We start from the raw sequence: 19831 nt of genomic DNA on the forward strand, positions 1-19831 counted from the left end.
TTTAGTAATAAAAATCGCACTTTTGAACCGCTTTGAGCAATACTAAAAATAATATTTACTTCGCTTCTGATTTTCATCTTGGATTTGAAAAAGAGACAGATAATCACAAACGAGAAAAAGAAGTTGTGAAGTGGTTGTCGATGATACAAGATGACGCTGCAGAAATTTACTTGCTTGGAGATATTTTTGACTTTTGGTTTGAATTTAAGACTGTTATTCCCAAAGGTTTTACAAGGTTTCAAGGCAAAATTGCTGAGTTGGTAGATGCAGGAATTCCTGTTACAATTTTTAAAGGCAACCATGACATGTGGATGTTTGGATATTTAGAAAAAGAGCTGGGTGTGAAAGTGATATCTGACGAATTGATTATTGAAAGAAATGGTAAGCGTTTTTTTCTGCATCATGGCGATGGGCTTGGAAGAGGAGATTACGGTTATAAATTCCTGAAATCAGTTTTTAGGAATCCTTTTTTTCAATGGCTTTTTGCTCGTTTTCACCCCAATTTTGGTATTAGTTTAGCCCGCTATTTTTCTTCACGCAGCAGGCAGGCAAATTACCGTTCAGACTTAGAATACAAAGGAGATGAAAATGAATTTCTTACACAATTTGCAAAACAAAAACTGAAAGAAGAGCATTTTGATTATTTTATTTTTGGACACAGGCATTTGCCTTTGGACATCCAATTAGAACAAGGCTCTCGATATGTTAACTTGGGTGAATGGGTTACTCATTTTACGTATGCAGTCTATGATGGAGAGCATCTTGAATTAAAAACATATACCGGCAATCTTATTGCATAGGCTTCCCATGAATATTCATTTAATCAGAAGAATTTATTATAGGCTTAAAGTTGCCAATGCATCTTTGCGCAAATCCAAATTTGGTATAAAGCGAGGGTATCTTCATCGCAACGAGGTTCAAAAATTTGATGATAGCAATCTGAAAGATGAGTATCAACAAGAAGTTTATTTGCGTGCAGTGCAAGTATATCATGAACATAATCTTCACGGTGTGCTTGACTTTGGGTGTGGTTCCGGCTATAAGTTGATGAAGTATTTTGAAAACGCTTCCAAAGCCGGTGTAGAGTTAGATATTAGCTATCTGAAAAAGATTTATCCTAAAGAGCAGTGGTTTGCATTTAATGATTCACGTTGGGAAAATTATGACGCGCAGTTGCTGCTTTGTTCTGATGTCATTGAACACGTAGAAGACCCTGATAAATTAATGCAACAACTCTCTCGCTTGCATCAAATTAAGTATTTTATTTTTAGCACACCTGATAGAAACTTGGATATGTCTCCGTGGAAATATGGTCCGCCAAACAATGAGTGTCATTACAGGGAATGGACTTTTGAAGAGTTTGGAGCGTATGTAGCTCAATATTTTAAGGTGTTAGAGCATACAATTACAAACCCGGTACAAAGAACCCAGATGGTTATTTGTTGTTCTCGGCATTAGACGCATTTTGCTCATCTTGCATTTTTTGCATCATTTCTAATAATTCCGGAGAAGGTTGCATTGCTTCAATTTCTTCTTGTGTAAATACTCTTTCGACTTTCATCTTAATCAAATAGGGAAGTGTTGGGGTGGAATAGATTAGCACATTGTCAAATAAGCAATATTTGTCGATAGGGTAAAATAATTTAGGGAAATTGTAAGTTCTTGCACCTTTTGGACTTACACCTATCATTTGCTTATTTTGTTCAAATACTATGTAGCGATTTTCCAAGAATGCAATATAACGAGAACTGAGAAAATCTTCAAAATTGCCTAAGATGGTAGTTGATTTAACTTTGTAATATTGGGGTTTAGAAAGTGGTATGCTCAGCATATAAGTTCCCATAGGACCTTTGCGTTGTGTTTTGTTCAGACTGTCCAATTCCTTGTCTGATACAAATTGAATTCCTTGTCTGGAATAGAATAATGAGCCATCAGGTGTCTTTGCATAGCTAAACGGTTCTCTTTTGGTAAATTTATTCATGTCCACTGTAACCAATGGCACAGGATAATTATTTGGTTCGTACTTGCTGAAGAAACCGTAATGAAAATTCACGGCATATATGTATCCGTCATAATAAAAAAAGCTGTCAGAAAGGTCGTTATGGTGCATGTTAAACATATCCACCCACGAATTGAATGGGCACGAACCTTCGTAAATTGAAGGTAATTTTGGCTTGCCTTTTTCGTAATCCAAAGTAATTGGAAATCCGGTTTCATCTCTGGTTATGATAAATCGTTCTGTATAAATCGGTGTGTTGAAACCTGCTGGCACTGTTGCCGCCCAAACGGTTTTCTTTCTTTTGATATAATAGCAAATCTGAGAGGGTTTGCCTTTGTATTCAGCAATCAAGTATATGTATTTTCCATCTGAATACGGTGCACTGTTAACATTTGCAAAAGGGAGTTCATCAATTAATACTCCATCTTTTTTACTTACACGTTCTATATTGTTTTGATTTCCAAAATAGACATTGTCTTTGTCAAACCAAACTCTATCATTGAATTGGGAACTAGACAATGTATATTTCCAGTTGTATCCATCCAGATTTGTAATTTCCTTTTTGTCTTTATCATCGTAATAGAATGCTTTGTTATTATTTGTGATAATAACCCATTCACCATTGTTGTTAAAAAACTGCTTAACCACCAGATTGCTATCTGAGAATTTGATAACATCCTGAGCATTTGTAGAAAGTGTCAGGCAGGAAATGAGGAGCAAGGAGAGTATTTTATTAAAATGATTCATAAGACTGCAAGTTTAGTGTATAAGAACAGAAAAGAATATGCCAAAATGATAAAAATGCCTACTTTTTCAATGAAGCCAGCATTATCAATGCAGTAGCAGCAGCTTCAACTCCTTTATTTCCATATTTGCCACCGGCTCTATCTTGTGCTTGTTGAAGGTCTAATGTTGTAAGTACTCCGAAAGTAACGGGCTTATTATATTTTAACCCCACTTCCATAATTCCGTTAGCACAAGCATTACACACAAAGTCAAAGTGGGGAGTTTCGCCTTGAATAACGCACCCCAGACAAATTACAGCATCAATATAGGAAGATTCAGCTAATTTTTGTGCTGCAAGTGGCAACTCAAAACTGCCGGGTACTCGAACGGTTTTAATATGGTTTTCGGTACAGCCTGCTTGTATGAGTGTTTGGTATGCACCTTCAAATAACTTTGAAGTGATTTCCGTATTCCAATCAGATACAACAATGCCGAAACGTGCAGTCTCGGCATTGGGTATGTTTTCTATGGATGAAAGATTTTTATTTTGTGTTGACATCAGGATTAAATTTACCGTTCTTAGCTTCAATCATTCCTTGATATTTATCAAGTTCGGTTTTGAAATCTGCAGGTGTGTTTTCGTCCTTTTTGAGTTTAGCAATGAGTTGAAGCGCATCTTCATATTGTTTTAATTCAATATAAACATTGAGGGCTTTTCTTGCATGAATTGGGGTTGTCAATTCATTGGTGTTGTAGTCAAGAGCTTGTTTGTAATATTTTAAACCTTCTTTAAAATCGCTTTTTTCTACATAAGCATCACCAATGCAAGCTAATGCAAGTGCTCCGACAAGTTTATCTCCATTGGAGTCAAATTTTTTCAAGTATTTTATTGCATTGTCATACTCACCTAATTTAAGATAGCTGATACCTGCATAGTAATTAGCCAAATTACCGGCTTTAGTGCTTGAATATTCAGAGCTAATTTGAACTGCGCTCTTAAATCCGGGAGCTCCGTTAACTACAAGACTAAAAGAATCTTGTTTGAAATAATCTTGCACTTTGGCTAAAACTTCTTGTGATTCTTTTTGTTTTGGTTTCAAAATGTAGTGTTGATATGCCAAGTATCCGGCAACTACTACAATGATAGCTCCTACTGTATAAATAATTGCTTTTTTCTTCTCTTCAACAAACTCTATCATTCTGTGATAGAACTCGTTTTCTTCGTGATTATGGTCTGTCATTCAGGGATTAAAATAAGTGTGGCAAAAGTAATATTTTGTTTGAGAAAAAATTAATCCATTATAAAAGGATAATCTCCAATATAAACATCTGTATAAAGTTCTGAAGCATCAGGGAATTCGCTATTTTCTGCAAATTCAACAGCTTCATTAATGATTTTTTCAATTCTGGCATCTTGCTCATCAAAGTACTTAGTATCTCCAAATTTGTTCTTTAGCATGGTTGCCTTGGTTGTTTCAATTGGATCTTTTTGTTTGTACTCTTCTAATTCTTCTTTGCTTCTATATCTAGCAGGGTCAGACATGGAATGTCCTCTATATCTATAAGTCTTGATTTCTAAGAAGGTTGGTCCATCCCCTTTTCTCGCTCTATCCACTGCTGATGCAATAGCCTCATGAACGCTTTCGCATGTCATGCCGTCCACTTGGAAAGATGGCATGTCGAATGGAATACCCATTTTGTAAATATCAACTTGATTGGTAGTCCTTTGTAAAGAAGTTCCCATGGCATATTCATTGTTTTCAACAATAAAGATAACAGGGAGTTTCCAGAGCATCGCCATATTAAACGTTTCGTGAAGCGCGCCTTGTCTTACAGCCCCATCTCCCATATAGGTTAAACATACATTGCCTGTTCCTTTATATTGTTCAGCCAAAGCAATACCTGCCCCCAGAGGAATTTGACCTCCTACGATTCCGTGTCCGCCATAAAATCTGTGTTTCTTTGAAAACATGTGCATTGAGCCACCTTTACCTTTGTTGCTTCCGGTAATTTTCCCGTATAATTCAGCCATCAAGTATTTTGGTTCAATGCCAACTGCCAATGCGTGGCCGTGATCTCTGTATGCAGTAATAAGCGGGTCGTTTGGACCGATTGCACTCATTGTGCCGGCTGTAATTGCCTCTTGTCCGTTATATAAGTGTAGAAAGCCTCTGATTTTTTGTTGGCTATACATTTGAGCACATTTCTCTTCAAAACGTCTGGTTAATAACATTAACTCATACCAATTGCGGTAAGTTTCTTTTCCAAATGTTAGCTTTGCGGTCTTACTCATGAGTATTTTTTTAGTGAGCGCAAAAATATATTTTTTTAGTTTACAGACCAACCTGAACTATGTGGCTTCATAAATTGAGATTATCTAATTTTAAAAACCATAAAAAAGTCGAGGTTGAATTGCCGCAAGGATGGGTTTGTATTACAGGTGATAATGGTGTAGGCAAATCCAATATCCTTGATGCAGTTTGGTATTTGGCAAATAGCAGGAGTTATTTCAACAACCTTGACCAACAGTTGATTTTGCATGATAGTCCCGGCTTTAGCATCAAGGCTGAGTTTGTGAATGATGTTCCAATAGAGATAGCGTGTCGCTTAGAATCCGGAAAGAGAAAACAAGTCTTGCTTAATGATGTTCCGGTGAGAAAACTGTCTCAATATCTTGGCACTATACCCGTTGTCATGATTACACCTTTTGATATTGGATTGATTTTGGATGGAAGTGAAGAGAGACGTAGGTTTATTGATACTGCATTGTGTAAAGTGTATCCGGAATATTTACAAGCATTGGACAACTATAAACGAGCACTTGAAAGTCGAAATAAACAACTGAAAGCCTTTGCTAAATCTGGGAAGAGAGATGTGGAATTGTTGGAGAGTTATGATATGGTGTTAATCAAGAATACTCCTATCATTTATGATTATCGAAGCAAGTTTGTTGCAGAACTTATTCAATATTTCAGACCTGTCTATGCTAAGCTGTCTGGTGATATTGAAAAAGCCGAGATGGTCTATGTTTCGCAGATTAAAGAACGAACAATGGCAGAATGGTTGGCGATGCAATTAGAAAAGGATTTGATTTTGGAACGTACAACAAAAGGTGTTCATCAGGATGATCTAGATTTTCTCATTCATGGTTTTTATGTGAAGAAATATGGCTCTCAAGGTCAAACCAAGTCTTTTGTTATTGCTATGCAAATTGCATTGTACGAGTGGCTAAGAGAAAAAAAAGGAGTAGCACCTATACTGTTATTGGATGATATCTACGAAAAGATTGATGCCGGACGGGCTGCATCCTTAATGCAAATTATTCATGACCTCAAACCGCAGCAAGTGATTGTTACGGATTCTCATAAGGAAAGAGTACAAAAGAATATTGCGCATTTTGAAGGAGAGCATTTCTTTTGGGATATGTAAAAATTAAGCTAAATTTTTCTCTTGTCGTAATAGTATTGCTCAATGAAAGTCTTTTCAGGAAGATTCTTTGGGTTAAAATCGTTGTTCATAATAGTTCCTCTCAGAAAAGCTACAAATTTCTTTGTAGGCATTTTTGATTTTGGCTGCATAAATGCTTTGACATAATTCTTTTTTGTGATTCTCTTTAATAAGTTTGACTTAATTGAACCGGTATAATGCAGTCGTGATTGTATGAAATAGTCATACACATCCATTTCGAATGGTAAAAACGCTGAAAGTCGGTTATAGGCGTTGTTTGCAAAGAGAAAATTCTTTGAGTGATTTCCGGAATTTCTTAATGTATCAGTGAGAAAATGTTGAAATGGATATGTTATATCAGGGTTGTTTTTACTTTGTTTCCAAAATATTTCTGCAATTGCATGAGGTATTTCAAAATTAAGTAATGGGAAAAACCTTCTGTTCAAAGAGTTCTCCAAAAGATTTGAGCGCCCATGATCCACAATTAATAAATGAACGTGTTGTGTAAAACGATTTTCGGGTTTGCCTGATTTGAGCAATATTTCCATGGGATATCCAAACTGCCCAAGTTCATAAGTGCTGAAGAGATTTTTTGCGAGTTCTAATTCAACTCCATTATTGACTATGCTTTCAATACCTGCAACGAATATGAGCACTTTAGCATTTGATACTGCATCAAATTCATTGCGATTTGCAGTGCAATAGTATATATGTCCTGAGTTAGAAACCAAAAATTTAGCTTGTGCAATCACTAAGTCGGGCACTTGGTTTTTGTTTTTCTTGTGAAATTCTTCTAAAGAATCGATTTTAATCGTATTTCCTAAGTCAATTTCGGAGCTTGTTTTTGAGGAGATGAAAGCCGATTTGTTGTTGTTTGTTTCTAAAATAGATTTAATCGTATTGACCGAATCTTCAATGTCATTTCCCCATAAAATGTTTCCTCCTGTACGCTTTGTGGCATTCTCGAACTCTAAAATGTTTTTATCCAGTTCTTCTACAGTTTTCCATCTGTAAAAACGCAACCGTTTCTTTGCAAGTTGTGGTTTCTCAAAATGTGAAAGGGCATACTTAATTCTTGAGTTGAATTCCTCAAAATCAATCTTGTCTTCAAAGTGTATTTCGGAATTGTTATTCATGAATTAAGAATTAGATTGTCAATAAGCCGTACACCTTCAATATATACCGCAGCTAAAATAATATACTTTTTATTCTTTTCCCAATGTGTTGGTGTGTCTAAATCATCCATAGCAGCTATTGCTAAATATTCTACTTGGATGCCATGTTCATTGAATAATGCTTTTCCTTCAGTTTCTATCGCTTGCGGAGTTCTTGAAGGAAACAATGTTTTGCAAAATGAAAGAGTTCGATAAATCCGAGCTGCTTTATTTTTCCCTACCTGACTCAATCGTAGATTGCGTGAACTCATTGCCAATCCTGAAGGCTCGCGTACTGTTGGTTCGAGAAAGAGGGCAATAGTAGGAAAGTAAGTATTGATTAGTTCTCTCACTACCAAACATTGTTGAAAATCTTTAAGTCCAAAAAATGCTGCCTTTGGTTTAATGAGAGAAAAGAGTCTGTGTAACACTTGTACCACTCCGTTAAAATGCCCTTGTCTCATTTTCCCTTCTAACTTAGAATCAATGTGGCTTATGTCAAGTGTGATATTTTGTAATCCGGGTGGGTATATATCTTCAACAGAAGGAGCAAATAGTAAATCGCAACCCGCATCTTGAACAACTTCAATGTCTTGTTGCAAGTTGCGAGGATATTTTTCAAGGTCTTCGGGATTGTTGAATTGAAGGGGGTTGACAAACAAAGAGACGATTACAAAGTCAGATTTGTTTTTAGCTGCTTTAATCAAAGATAAATGCCCTTGATGCAGCGCCCCCATAGTTGGTACAAAGCCAATGTCGCTATGTTTGTGTGCTGCACTTATTGCAGTTAATTCTTTGACGGTTTTGGCTATTTGCACTGCTTCTAAATTTGTTGTTATTTAAGGCGGAAATCAGGGGCAAAGAAAACTTCAAAAAGGTTATTTGGCAAATTAACGATAAAAATATATTATCTTTGCAGTGCTTTAATAAACACTACTCAATAAATAAGATATGGCAATTACAGGAAAGAAAGTATTATTTGTGTCATCGGAGATGAGTCCATTCTTAGAAGAATCACAAGTCTCTTCAATCGCAAAACATCTGCCTCAGGCAATTCAAGAACACAACAACGAAATCAGGGTCTTAGTACCGCGTTTTGGGTTAATCAACGAGCGGAGAAATAGATTGCACGAAGTAGTCCGACTTTCAGGGATTAATATATCAATTGGGGACAACGATAACCCATTGGTTATTAAGGTTGCATCAATACCGGGAACCAGAATTCAAGTGTATTTCTTGGATAATGAAGATTTCTTCCATCGCAAACACTTGTATCATGATGAGAACAAAGAGTTCTTTGATGATAATGACGAAAGAACAATTTTCTTTTGTAAAGGGGTATTGGAAACGGTTAAGAAATTAGGTTGGGCTCCCGATATCATCCACTGTCAAGGATGGATGACAAGCTTGATTCCTTTATATGTAAAGACTATCTATAAAGACGAACCGGTATTTAGAAACTCAAAGGTGATTTATTCTGTTTTTGCAGAAAAAGATAATGCTTGTCTGGGCGAAGAGTTCGCTCAAAAAGCGAGTTTGAATGAGTTGGACGACAAGCATTTGGAATGTTTTGGCAAAGCTGATTTCATGGGAATGCATATTGGTGGTGTCAGTTATTCTGATGCAGTCATTAATTGTTCTGACTGTCTTTCTCCTGAACTGAAGGAATATATTAAGGGTAAACCCAATTTGAAGCACCCTGCAGGAGACATAGAATATTTTGCAGAAAAATACGTTGAGTTTTACGGTTCTGTGTTAGACAAATCATAATCAGACATCAACCTTTGAAACATCTTATTAAGAAACAATCTTTTATATGGGTCTGCATTTTGCAGACCCTTTTATTTGTATTTACTTCAGGTTGTAAAAAACGCGATGATTTAATTTCGTTGAACACAGGGTCTATTGAGCCAACCGACTTGTATTATACAGATACACTTACTGTTTTGAGTTCAACCATTAGGGAAGATTCTATTCCGTCTCGTATGTCAAGTAATCAACAACTTGCCGGCAAAATGAACGACCCGGTGTTTGGTATCAGTGAGGCTGCTATTTATACGCAAGTACGTTTAGCTACGCTGAACAATTTGATTGAGGCTGTTAATGGTGCAGATTCCGCATTCATTTTTCTTCCATTTACTTCTACTATTGCAACGTATGGCAACCTCAATTCAACCCAGCAATTTGAGGTGTTTGAATTGGATGCTGATTTGGACGCAACTAAAACATACTATTCAACTGATAGTGTGTTGTACAAACCAACCTCTATTGGAACTTACTCAGGTATTTATAATTTCTCCGATAGCGTCATGGTGAAAGATTCTGTTGTTCGTAATGTGCTACCGGGTATTAAAATTTACCTTAGCAATGAGTTTGCCAATAAGTTGATTGATGCAGGTCCAAATAATATTAATACACAATCTTCATTTGTTTCTTTTATGAAAGGAGTTTGTATTAAGCCGATTGGTAATCCCGCTGCAGGAGAAGGTGCTGTTGTAGGTTTTAATTTTAAAGCGAATGCTGCTCAAATTCATGTCTATTATGACGGGAATAAACATGCTAATTATCTGTTAGATTCTGCTGCCCTTAAGTTTTCTCAATACAAATTTTCACAACAACCTGCAGAAATTTCGGTTCAAAAAGGACTTGCTGCCGGGAATTTTGATACTACTTACGTACAGGCATTGACCGGTGCTAAGACTTTTTTTAGATTTCCGAATCTTTTTTCACTCGCAAATAATGAAAAAATATTCATCCACAAAGCAGAGTTAGTAATTCCTGTTTTTAAAGATTTGGTTACAACAAATTATAAAGCTCCAACTCGATTATTATTGAATCAACCGGATGAAAAAACCGGTAGAAATTTACCCTTGATTGACTTAATTACTTCTGAATCAACTTATGGCGGCATATATGATGAAGCACGGGGGCAATATAAATTCACAATCACAAGACATATTCAAGATGTTTACAGTGCATATTTCAACCATGGAGATGATTTTAATTTTGGACTCTATTTGACCAATACTATAGACTTGCCAATTACTCCTGCCAGAGTTGTGATTGATGCAAGAAAGGACAATCCGATAGAACAACGCCTTAGATTAATTATTACCTACTCAAAACTTTAATTATCATTCTAAAATGGAAAATAAAAGAAAACCCTATCAACTTGTGAGTTTAGATTGGAAACAAGAACGCACTGTTTTTAAAGTTAAGAGAGTTGAAATAGGAGGTGATAATTTTAATGTTATAGCCGGTCCATGTGCCGTTGAAAATGAAGAACAAATACATACAATTGCTTCCTATTTATCAAAGAGAGGCGTTCATTTTTTGCGTGGGGGAGCATATAAGCCCAGAACGTCTCCTTATTCTTTTCAAGGACTCAAAGAGGAGGGGTTGAAATATCTTAAAGAGGCAGCAGATAAGAATCACATGGCTGTCATTACTGAAGTCATGGATACCAACTTGGTTGAGAAAGTATATGAATACACTGATGTTTTTCAGGTTGGAACACGCAATATGCAGAATTTCCAATTATTAAAAACACTTTCAAAAACCGATAAACCCATCATGTTAAAACGTGGATGGAGTAGTACAATAGAAGAATGGTTGCTTGCAGCTGAGTATCTTTTATTGGGAGGGAATCCGAACGTTATTTTGTGTGAACGAGGTATTAGAACCTTTGAAAATTCAACAAGAAATACCTTAGACTTAAATGCCGTTGCATTGGTAAAGACGCTTTCTCATCTGCCTGTTTTTGTTGACCCAAGCCAAGCAACAGGTCTTCGTACATTAGTACACCCAATGAGTCTTGCTGCTATGTCAGCGGGTGCAGATGGAATAATGATTGAAGTGCACAATCAGCCTCAAGAAGCGCTTTCTGATGGAGATCAATCTGTTTATTTTGACCAATTTGATAAGATATTGGAAGACGTAAATTCTTTGTCAAGCCTTGTTGGTAAACGTCCCGACTTTAGAAAACAGGTCAACATTGAAAATTAAAAATAATTCAAATTTTGATTTGCATTGTTTTTAATGAATATATATCTTCGCGCCCTCTTAAAGAGATAGTTCTCAACAAGATTAAGGTCTGGTAGTTCAGCTGGTTAGAATACGTGCCTGTCACGCACGGGGTCGCGGGTTCGAGTCCCGTCCAGACCGCAAGTGTTAAAGCCAATTCGTTGATTTAAACGAGTTGGCTTTTTTTGTTTTGAAATAAATGCACATAATCTGCATGCATAAATCTTGCATAACAGATTAGTCTAAAAATTCACTTCTGAATAGAAGCATAAAGAAAGGGTTCTTCATTACAATTATCTGCCAATATTCCGACTTTGACATTTCTTGAAACTGCTTGTCATAATTGCTCACAAAGGTGTGTCTTGTCCTAAAATAGGTTTATACCAAAATGTGTAAATATCAGGATTTAATCTTAACCTGTAAACTTTTTAAGGACAATACAGGTTGCTTAGATTTAATTAACGTATTTGCCGTTCTTGGGCTTGAGTTCTCCGGTGATTAACATAATACCGTCAATCAACCATCCAATTCCACAGAGTCCACCGGTTAAAAGGTATAATATTCCGATTCCGTAATGACCTAAATACATCCTATGTATGCCAAGTGTGCCAACAAAAGCCCAAAGTAAAACAGTAACAAGGAGGCTCCTGTCGTTTGGGTCTTTTTCTCCATTGTGATTACTTTGTCCAAAAGATACATATCGATCGCTGCTTATGACTGTACTTGTGCCATTAGGATAGTTGATGCGAACAATTGAAGATCTTTGTTTGACAAAGACAGGTCCGTTTGGTTTGTCACATTCGCGAAATTTGACTTCGTTATCGGATATTTCTAAGACGATGGCATTGATTTGTTCTCCGTTCTTAAAAACAATCACATCACAACTGTCTCCATTTGATGCAGTAGTTGCATGAGCTGCAACTGATTTTGTCATTACAATAGTTGAATATGTGGGCGCAAATTCAAAATCCTGTTTGTTTGAATATTCTCCCCAAATTGAAGTCTTATTTTGAGAAAAGGGTCGTAATGTAATTGGATTGCTTGTTCTGCGAGATTTGCTTTGCTCTTTGCTACTGTTGTCATTTGAGGTAAATATTTTTTCAATATGAAAACCTTTGTTATGGACTCTTTTTTGCAAACTGCACGAAGTATATAAGGTAGAGATAACAGTGAGTACAACGATTGTTATAATAACTGTGTTGAGTTTATTGCGTATAATTTTCATGGTTATGAATTTTCTCAAATGAAAGGCAAAAGTATGGTTTCAAAACAAAATACAATTCAGTCATAATATATTTCAAAACCATCATCGTTTGACTCAGTGAATTGTCGAATGTCAGGTAGCTTAATTTTACTTGAATGTGTACATTTGCACTTTCAAATTATAACAAGCAAAAATGACCAGGATATTTGAACCCTTTAGAATAAAATCAGTAGAACCTATTAAGTTCACAACAAAAACCGACCGCGAAAAGTTTCTTAAAGAAGCACATAACAATGTGTTTTTAGTTAAAGCAAAAAATGTATTGATAGACCTATTGACCGATAGCGGTACCTCTGCAATGAGTGCGCAGCAATGGGGTGCAATGATGGTGGGAGATGAATCTTATGCTGGTGCAGAGAGTTATTACCATTTTGAAGCTGCGGTTAAGAATATCATGGGCTTCAAACATATTATTCCAACCCACCAAGGACGTGCTGCCGAAAAAATCATTGGCTCCTTAATGGGAGGTAAGGGCAAATCCTTTGTGAGTAACTCATTTTTTGATACAACACGTGGGAATATTGAGTTTTCAGGTGCAGAAGCCATAGATTTTTTAACAGCAGAGGGTAAACAACCCTCCTTGATTGCCGATTTCAAAGGGAATATGGACACAGTTGCACTCGAACATTATATCCAACAAAGAGGTGCAGAAAATATTCCTTTATGTGTGTTAACGATTACAAATAACTCAGGAGGAGGACAACCTGTTTCTATGCAGAATATTAAAGAAACCTCCGCAATTTGTAAAAAGTATGGAATACTTTTCTTTATTGATGCATGTCGTTTTGCAGAAAATGCCTATTTTATCAAAACCCGTGAGAAGGGATATGAGAACAAGTCAATTTTAGAAATTTGTCAAGAAACTTTCTCTTATGCAGATGGATGTACAATGAGTGCCAAAAAAGATGCCCTTGTGAATATTGGAGGTTTTATTTGTATGAATGATGATAAACTTGCTATGGAAGCTAAGAATTTGCTCATTATCATGGAAGGTTTTCCTACATACGGAGGGCTTGCCGGAAGAGATTTAGAAGCAATTGCGCAAGGTCTGCATGAAGTGTTAGAAGAGGATTATTTGGAATACCGTATTGGTACTATGAAATATATAGGTGAAAAATTGACTGCAGCAGGGGTTCCAATTTTGCAACCCACCGGTGGTCATGCGGTTTATCTTGATGCAAAAGCATTCATGGCTCATATACCTCCACACCAATTGCCAGGAATTGCACTTACTAATGCGCTCTATATTGAAGGAGGCATTAGAGGAGTCGAGATTGGGTCTCTCATGTTTGGTAAATATGATGAAAAAGGTGCCTATGTCCCTGCAACTTTAGAGTTGGTTAGGTTAGCAATCCCGCGTAGAGTTTATACTCAAAGTCATATGGATTATATGTGTGATGTAATCATTGATGTGTACAAGCAAAGAACTCAGTACAAAGGCTATAAAATCACTTATGAAGCTCCTTTACTTCGACACTTTACTGCTCACATGGAAGCGCTATAAGCTGTGAACGCTAATTATTCTACTTACTTTTATTATTAATCTTATGACATATTTCAATTTAACTTTCATTGCTGCTCTGTTTATGTATGGTTGTGGGAGCAGCCAAAACACTACCACCCCAAGTTCAACAACTACAGAGCCGGTAACAACCACGTCAACACCGACTCAGAAATTTATTAAGAATGTTGATGCACAAACCTTTAAGCAATTAATTGAACAAGAAGAAGGTATTATTTTGGATGTAAGAACACCTGAGGAAGTTGTTTCGGGTCAAATTCCTAATGCAAGTACAATTAATTTGTATGATGCAGATTTTGCACAGAAAATCAATCTGATGCAGAAAGATAAAATCATTTTTGTCTATTGCCGCTCAGGAGCTCGAAGTGCGCAAGCAGCTCAGACGCTCAGCCAAAATGGATTTGACAGAGTTTATAATCTACAAGGGGGAATCATGGCTTGGCAAAATCAAGGGTTTGCATTGACTACACCTACTGCAAAACCTGACCCGAATATCAAATCAATGACATTAGATGATTTTAATGTGCTTATCAAAACAGATAAACCTGTTTTAATTGATTTTCATACCGTCTGGTGTTCGCCTTGTGTCAAAATGGCTCCAATTATTGACCAGATTGAAGATGAATTTGGAACTAAAGCTGTTGTGAAAAGAATTGATGTAGATAAAAGCAAAGATGTGGGTAAGGCATACAATATAACAGGAGTGCCTGTGTTCATTATATTCAAAAATGGCAAACAGGTTTGGAAACATAATGGTATGATTTCCAAAGATGATCTTACTGCTGAATTAAAGAAATATTTGTAATCTTACTTATTCTTATTCATGTCTGGTGCAGATGCGATAAACATATTTGTCAATTCTGGATAAGGTACGTGATGTATAGCCCGTTTTTTCATAATATTGCTCCACTATGGAAACAAAATATGGCTTTATAAAACAATCAATAAAGGAGTTTGAAGGCTACCTTGCAAATTTAAAAATTGCCAGAACAGTAGTCAAAATTCAACAGCACCATACATACATACCGGCTTATATTCATTTTAAAGGGAGCAATCACTTTGAAATACAAAAAGGAATGAAGAACACCCATGTCAGTGTTAATGGTTGGGCAGACATTGGGCAACAATTATCTATTTTTCCGGATGGCAGTATCGTAACAGGGCGTAGTTTTGAAACAACTCCTGCATGTATTTTTGGTAACAATGCGCATGCAGTTTGCATTGAAAACATTGGTAATTTTGACAAAGGTGGAGATGTGATGACCCAAGCGCAACGCGAAGCAATTGTTGCTGTTACTGCTGCATTATGCAAAAAGTTTAATTTGGTGCCCAACACCAATACTATTGTCTATCATCATTGGTTTAATCTGTCAACGGGAGTGAGAAATAATGGAGCCGGAGGAAATAAGTCTTGTCCGGGTACTAATTTCTTTGGAGGAAATAAAGTTGATGACTGTGCTAAAAACTTTATCCCTTTAATTGTTGCTAAACTTGCGAATAAACCACAACTACCAACAGATACATTAAAAAAATATGTGGTCGTAACGGCAAGTTCTCTTAATATCAGACAAGGACCTTCGGCTCAAAAACCCAAGGTTGTCAATAGAACTGCTGCGCAATTAGGCTCTATTCTAAGGGTTTATGAAGAAACAAATGCATGGTTGAGAATATCATCTTCAGACCAACATTGGGTTGCGGGAAATTATACCGTTGAAGTAAAAAGGGCAGAAGTGAAGGCAAACATGCTCAATATAAGATCCGGAGCCGGTTCGCAATTTCCTAAAATTGACAGCTTGGTTAAAAATACAGAAGTGTTTATTGTAGCACAACAAGATGGCTGGAGTCAGATTAGTATGGAGTCAAAATGGGTGAGTGATAAATACTTGAATTTTAGTTAGTAAAACTTCAATTTTTTCAATGAAATCAGTAGTTAGCTTTGATGTAGAGAAGGTAAGAAATGACTTTCCACAGATTGCCAATAATCATGATCTTGTATATTTAGACAATGCTGCAACTACATTCAAGCCATCACGTGTGATAGAGGCAATCAGCACTTTCTATGCAACTGATAACGCAAATGTGCATAGAGGCATACATAGCCTAAGCCAAAAGGCAACAGCAAAGTTTGAAATGGCACGCAATACTGTTGCCCGATTTATCAATGCAAATACTTCAAAGGAAATTGTTTTTACAAGTGGTGCCACAGAATCAATAAATCTTGTTGCTTTTAGTTTTGGAGCATTGCTGAAACCGGGTGATGAAATTCTCATTTCAAATATGGAACATCATTCTAATTTAGTTCCTTGGCAACAATTGTGTGAACGCAAGGGCTGCAAACTCAACGTAGTTGCTGTAAATGCAAATGGAGAAATTGAAGATGATGACTTTGACAGACGACTTAATGAACAGACGAAAATCGTTGCCATTACACATGTTTCAAATACGCTCGGCACGATTAATCCTGTAAAAAAAATCATTACAAAAGCGCATGCTTATGGTGCAAAAGTATTGATAGATGGTGCCCAAAGCGTACAGCATTTGTGTATTGATGTTCAAGATTTAGACTGCGACTTTTTTGTATTCTCAGGGCATAAGTTATTTGGACCTACAGGTATTGGGATACTTTATGGTAAAGAAGCGCTTTTAGAAAAAATGCCACCCTATCAAACCGGAGGTGAAATGATTGCAGATGTTAGTTTCCAAGAAATTAAATTCAATGAAATTCCATATAAATTTGAAGCCGGAACTCCAAATATTGCGGGTGCAATAGGATTGGCAGAGGCGATTCTTTATTTTACTCAGCTAGATAGAAACGAATTGTTGGAATATGAAAATACACTGCTTACCCATGCACTTGATGGACTGAGTCAAATTAAAGGGATGCAAGTACTGGGTCATGCTTCGCCTCAAGCGCCTATTATTTCATTCAATGTTCAGCATGTTCATCCTTATGACTTGGGAGTGTTATTAGACAAACAAGGGTTTGCAGTGCGTACAGGACATCATTGTACCCAACCTCTCATTGATTTCTTTAAGATCCAGGGGACTGTTCGCTGCTCACTTGCTTTTTATAATTCAAAGGCAGAGATAGAAAAGTTTATCCAAAGTGTTGACAAGAGTGTAAGCATGTTAAGAGGATAGAAAATGACTATACAAGAAAAACAAGATGCAATCATTGCTGAATTTGCGCCATTACATACTTGGATGGAGAAATATGAACATATTATTCAAAAAGGCAAACAACTGCCGACAATGGATTCCACTTTGAAAATAGATGATAATCTCATTAGAGGATGTCAGGCAAAAGTGTGGTTATTTGCTCATGTAAATGAAGGGAAAATCCAATTAACAGCAGATTCGGATACGTTGATAACAAAAGGCTTGATTGCACTCATTATTCAGGTATTTCATAATGAGTCTGCTAGAGAAATATTGAAAGCAGATTTGTATGTTTTTGATAAAATCGGATTAAAAGAACATTTGGAACCTACGCGTGCAAATGGCTTACTTAGCATGATAAAGCACATAAAATTATTGGCTTTAAGTGCCGGTAGATGAGCTATAATATGACGTTAAAGCATACATTTGTAACATGGATTTACAAGGTACAATTGCTGTCATTACGGGAGTTTCAAAAGGTATAGGCAAACATCTCTCAGAACAATTATTAAACAAAGGTGTGATAGTGTATGGTATTGGTCGAAACAACTCAATACACCACCCTCATTTTACTTTCATCCGATGTGATGTACGTAAGCAAGCAGATGTTGATGCAGCGTTTGATACCATCTTTCAAGATACTCATAACAAGGTTGATATTTTAGTAAACAATGCCGGTTTAGGTTATTTTGGTTTATTGGAAGAAATGCCTGTTGGGCAATGGCATGAAATGTTTGAAACCAATATTAACGGAATTTTTTATTGTGTAAGAAGGGTGTTGAGAACAATGAAACAAAGAGGAGAGGGGCATATCATTAATATTGCATCCACTGCGGGATTGGATGGTATGGCTCAAACTGCAGGATATTGCAGTTCTAAATTTGCAGTAAGGGGTTTTAGCGAGTCCTTGTATAAAGAAGTGCGTGAATATGGAGTGAAAGTAACTTGTGTTTATCCCGGCAGTGTCAAAACAGATTTCTTTAGAAATAGCCCTGTTATAAAAGCCCACGACAATATGCTGATGCCTGAAGAGCTGGCAAGTTTTTTAGTACAAGCATTAGAAACATCAAGTAATTTTCATCAAGTCAACTTAGAAGTTAGACCTTTAATGCCTAAGGGTCGCAAAATGTATGAATGATTAATGGCTGTTCTCTAAGCCAAAAATTTTGGCAGATTCGAGTGCTTGCAGATGTAGCATCTCTAACCCATTTTTTATCTGTGCCCCACGAGCTTTGCACTCTCTCAACAATAGAGTTTCTTCGGGATTATAAATTAAATCATATACAAGATGTTGGGGTGTAATGGCTGACAAGTCAATATCTATACAAGAATCTGGATATTGAGACATGCCCAAGGGTGTAGTATGAATCCAAAGTTTGTGAGAATGTAATATTTCTCTGTTTAGAGATGTGTAGCTTGTGGTTTCGTTAGATAGACTCCTGCTCACAACCAAATATTGGATGTTGAGTTGAGTTAATGCATACTTAACCGCTTGTGCGGCACCGCCATTTCCAAAAATCAATGCCTTGTGATGTTCATTTTTCAGCAAAGGTTTTAAACTTTGAAGAAAGCCAATACAATCAGTATTATACCCTGTTGTAACAATCTGTTGATGTGTTCTTTCTATCTTCATACAATTAACTGCGCCTATCATGGCTGCATGGGGAGGTACTTTGTCGAGGTAATTGATGACAGATTGTTTGTGGGGAATAGTTACATTAAGTCCTATTAAATTTGGGTGATTGCGGATGAGTAGTGGTAACTGATTGATTTCCGGAAGAGGAAAGAGTTTGTATGAAAAATTGGTGATGTGATTTGTGGCAAAATACTCCCCAAACCATTTTGGAGAAAATGAATGAGCAAGCGGAAAGCCGATTAAGCCGATTTCTTTTTCCATTTTGCTTTCACAAATTCAATAATGATAGGCAAGATAGACACTAAGATAATACCTAAAATTACCTTTTCAAAGTTGTTTCTAATAATGTCATTATTGCCGAACCAATATCCTGCTAAAGTAAGCAGAATTACCCAAACAGCTCCGCCTATAACATTATAAGAGACGAATTTGCCGTAGTGCATTTCCCCCAATCCTGCGACAAAAGGTGCAAATGTTCTTACAATCGGTACGAACCTCGCAAGTACAATGGTCTTTGCACCGTGTTTTTCAAAGAAATGATGGGTCTTTTCCATGTATTTAGGGTTGACAAGTTGTTTTCCTCTATATTTCCAACCTAACACTTTATTGCCGGCATACTTGCCAATAAAATAATTGACTGTATCTCCCAATATGGCGGCAATTAAAAGGAGAATCAACAATATCCAAATGTTAAGAACATTGTCTTGTGCTGCAAATAATCCTGCAGCAAAGAGCAGAGAATCCCCTGGTAGGAAAGGCATAATCACTAAACCGGTTTCAACAAAAATAATTAAAAATAAAATTGCGTAAATCCATACTCCATAATGATCAATCATTGCTCCTAAGTGTGTGTCTAAATGGAGGAAAAAGTCTAATACTTTGTGTAACATAATTGAGGCAG

At 36.5% G+C, this 19831-nt stretch carries 21 protein-coding genes and 1 tRNA gene; 13 read left to right on the forward strand and 9 right to left on the reverse strand.

Annotated elements, in window-relative coordinates:
* The first annotated feature begins 32 nt into the window (after positions 1–32).
* Together M0R38_06465 and M0R38_06470 are read left to right on the forward strand one after the other, a co-directional pair.
* Positions 33–800, forward strand: a complete 768-nt coding sequence (locus M0R38_06465) for a UDP-2,3-diacylglucosamine diphosphatase (GenBank protein MCK9481386.1) — start codon at positions 33–35, stop codon at positions 798–800.
* Positions 801–807: 7 nt separating this feature from the next.
* Entirely contained in the window at positions 808–1458 is a 651-nt protein-coding gene (locus tag M0R38_06470; GenBank protein MCK9481387.1) for a class I SAM-dependent methyltransferase, read from the forward strand.
* Here the strand turns inward: M0R38_06470 and M0R38_06475 are convergent.
* From M0R38_06475 to pdhA, 4 genes are read right to left on the reverse strand one after another with little or no spacing between them, the layout of a single operon-like run.
* Positions 1436–2746 carry a hypothetical protein gene (locus M0R38_06475; GenBank protein MCK9481388.1) on the reverse strand — a complete coding sequence of 437 codons (1311 nt, stop codon included), beginning with the start codon at positions 2744–2746 and terminating at the stop codon, positions 1436–1438. The genes M0R38_06470 and M0R38_06475 overlap by 23 nt on opposite strands.
* A gap of 58 nt (positions 2747–2804) precedes the next feature.
* Positions 2805–3284, reverse strand: a complete 480-nt coding sequence (gene ribH, locus M0R38_06480) for a 6,7-dimethyl-8-ribityllumazine synthase (GenBank protein ID MCK9481389.1) — start codon at positions 3282–3284, stop codon at positions 2805–2807.
* Positions 3268–3966, reverse strand: a complete 699-nt coding sequence (locus M0R38_06485) for a hypothetical protein (GenBank protein ID MCK9481390.1) — start codon at positions 3964–3966, stop codon at positions 3268–3270. The genes ribH and M0R38_06485 overlap by 17 nt, the downstream gene beginning before the upstream one ends.
* A gap of 50 nt (positions 3967–4016) precedes the next feature.
* Positions 4017–5018: a pyruvate dehydrogenase (acetyl-transferring) E1 component subunit alpha gene (gene pdhA, locus M0R38_06490; protein ID MCK9481391.1), complete on the reverse strand. Its 1002-nt coding sequence runs from the start codon at positions 5016–5018 to the stop codon at positions 4017–4019.
* A gap of 59 nt (positions 5019–5077) precedes the next feature.
* Between pdhA and recF the strand changes: the two genes are divergently transcribed.
* Positions 5078–6154 carry a DNA replication and repair protein RecF gene (gene recF / locus M0R38_06495; protein MCK9481392.1) on the forward strand — a complete coding sequence of 359 codons (1077 nt, stop codon included), beginning with the start codon at positions 5078–5080 and terminating at the stop codon, positions 6152–6154.
* A gap of 8 nt (positions 6155–6162) precedes the next feature.
* On the opposite strand, the gene M0R38_06500 is transcribed toward recF, so the two are convergent.
* A complete protein-coding gene (locus M0R38_06500) occupies positions 6163–7308 on the reverse strand; it encodes an LUD domain-containing protein (protein ID MCK9481393.1) in 1146 nt (381 codons plus the stop codon).
* Positions 7305–8144 carry a pantoate--beta-alanine ligase gene (panC, locus tag M0R38_06505; GenBank protein MCK9481394.1) on the reverse strand — a complete coding sequence of 280 codons (840 nt, stop codon included), beginning with the start codon at positions 8142–8144 and terminating at the stop codon, positions 7305–7307. The genes M0R38_06500 and panC overlap by 4 nt, the downstream gene beginning before the upstream one ends.
* Positions 8145–8277: 133 nt before the next feature.
* Here panC and M0R38_06510 point away from each other — a divergent pair, with 133 nt between their 5' ends.
* From M0R38_06510 to M0R38_06525, 4 genes are all read left to right on the forward strand, one after another.
* On the forward strand, positions 8278–9096 hold the full coding sequence (locus M0R38_06510; GenBank protein MCK9481395.1) for a glycogen/starch synthase: 819 nt from the start codon (positions 8278–8280) through the stop codon (positions 9094–9096).
* A gap of 59 nt (positions 9097–9155) precedes the next feature.
* Positions 9156–10457 carry a DUF4270 domain-containing protein gene (locus M0R38_06515; GenBank protein ID MCK9481396.1) on the forward strand — a complete coding sequence of 434 codons (1302 nt, stop codon included), beginning with the start codon at positions 9156–9158 and terminating at the stop codon, positions 10455–10457.
* Between the two features lie 13 nt (positions 10458–10470).
* Positions 10471–11331, forward strand: a complete 861-nt coding sequence (aroF, locus tag M0R38_06520) for a 3-deoxy-7-phosphoheptulonate synthase (GenBank protein MCK9481397.1) — start codon at positions 10471–10473, stop codon at positions 11329–11331.
* 85 nt (positions 11332–11416) lie between these two features.
* Positions 11417–11490, forward strand: a tRNA-Asp gene (locus M0R38_06525).
* A gap of 313 nt (positions 11491–11803) precedes the next feature.
* On the opposite strand, the gene M0R38_06530 is transcribed toward M0R38_06525, so the two are convergent.
* Positions 11804–12574, reverse strand: coding sequence for a TM2 domain-containing protein (locus M0R38_06530; GenBank protein MCK9481398.1), 771 nt, complete (start codon positions 12572–12574; stop codon positions 11804–11806).
* A 172-nt stretch (positions 12575–12746) separates the two neighbouring features.
* On the opposite strand from M0R38_06530, the gene M0R38_06535 reads away from it, so the two are divergent.
* The 6 genes from M0R38_06535 to M0R38_06560 all read left to right on the forward strand — a co-directional run bounded on the left by M0R38_06535 (position 12747) and on the right by M0R38_06560 (position 18432).
* A complete protein-coding gene (locus M0R38_06535; GenBank protein MCK9481399.1) occupies positions 12747–14117 on the forward strand; it encodes a tryptophanase in 1371 nt (456 codons plus the stop codon).
* 43 nt (positions 14118–14160) lie between these two features.
* The gene (locus tag M0R38_06540; protein ID MCK9481400.1) at positions 14161–14940 is read left to right on the forward strand and encodes a thioredoxin domain-containing protein; all 780 of its coding nucleotides are present in this window, start codon (positions 14161–14163) and stop codon (positions 14938–14940) included.
* 106 nt (positions 14941–15046) lie between these two features.
* On the forward strand, positions 15047–16033 hold the full coding sequence (locus tag M0R38_06545; protein ID MCK9481401.1) for an amidase: 987 nt from the start codon (positions 15047–15049) through the stop codon (positions 16031–16033).
* 19 nt (positions 16034–16052) lie between these two features.
* Positions 16053–17276 (forward strand): cysteine desulfurase, encoded by a 1224-nt coding sequence (locus tag M0R38_06550; GenBank protein MCK9481402.1) that lies wholly within the window; start codon positions 16053–16055, stop codon positions 17274–17276.
* Positions 17277–17279: 3 nt separating this feature from the next.
* Positions 17280–17693 (forward strand): SufE family protein, encoded by a 414-nt coding sequence (locus M0R38_06555; protein ID MCK9481403.1) that lies wholly within the window; start codon positions 17280–17282, stop codon positions 17691–17693.
* A gap of 34 nt (positions 17694–17727) precedes the next feature.
* Positions 17728–18432, forward strand: a complete 705-nt coding sequence (locus M0R38_06560) for an SDR family oxidoreductase (GenBank protein ID MCK9481404.1) — start codon at positions 17728–17730, stop codon at positions 18430–18432.
* On the opposite strand, the gene M0R38_06565 is transcribed toward M0R38_06560, so the two are convergent.
* Both M0R38_06565 and M0R38_06570 read right to left on the reverse strand, forming a co-directional pair.
* Positions 18433–19191: a shikimate dehydrogenase gene (locus tag M0R38_06565; protein ID MCK9481405.1), complete on the reverse strand. Its 759-nt coding sequence runs from the start codon at positions 19189–19191 to the stop codon at positions 18433–18435.
* Positions 19170–19820, reverse strand: coding sequence for a DedA family protein (locus tag M0R38_06570; GenBank protein ID MCK9481406.1), 651 nt, complete (start codon positions 19818–19820; stop codon positions 19170–19172). The genes M0R38_06565 and M0R38_06570 overlap by 22 nt, the downstream gene beginning before the upstream one ends.
* Between the last annotated feature and the right edge of the window lie 11 nt (positions 19821–19831).

The organism is Bacteroidia bacterium, assembly GCA_023228875.1.
GTDB lineage: Bacteria > Bacteroidota > Bacteroidia > NS11-12g > UBA955 > JALOAG01.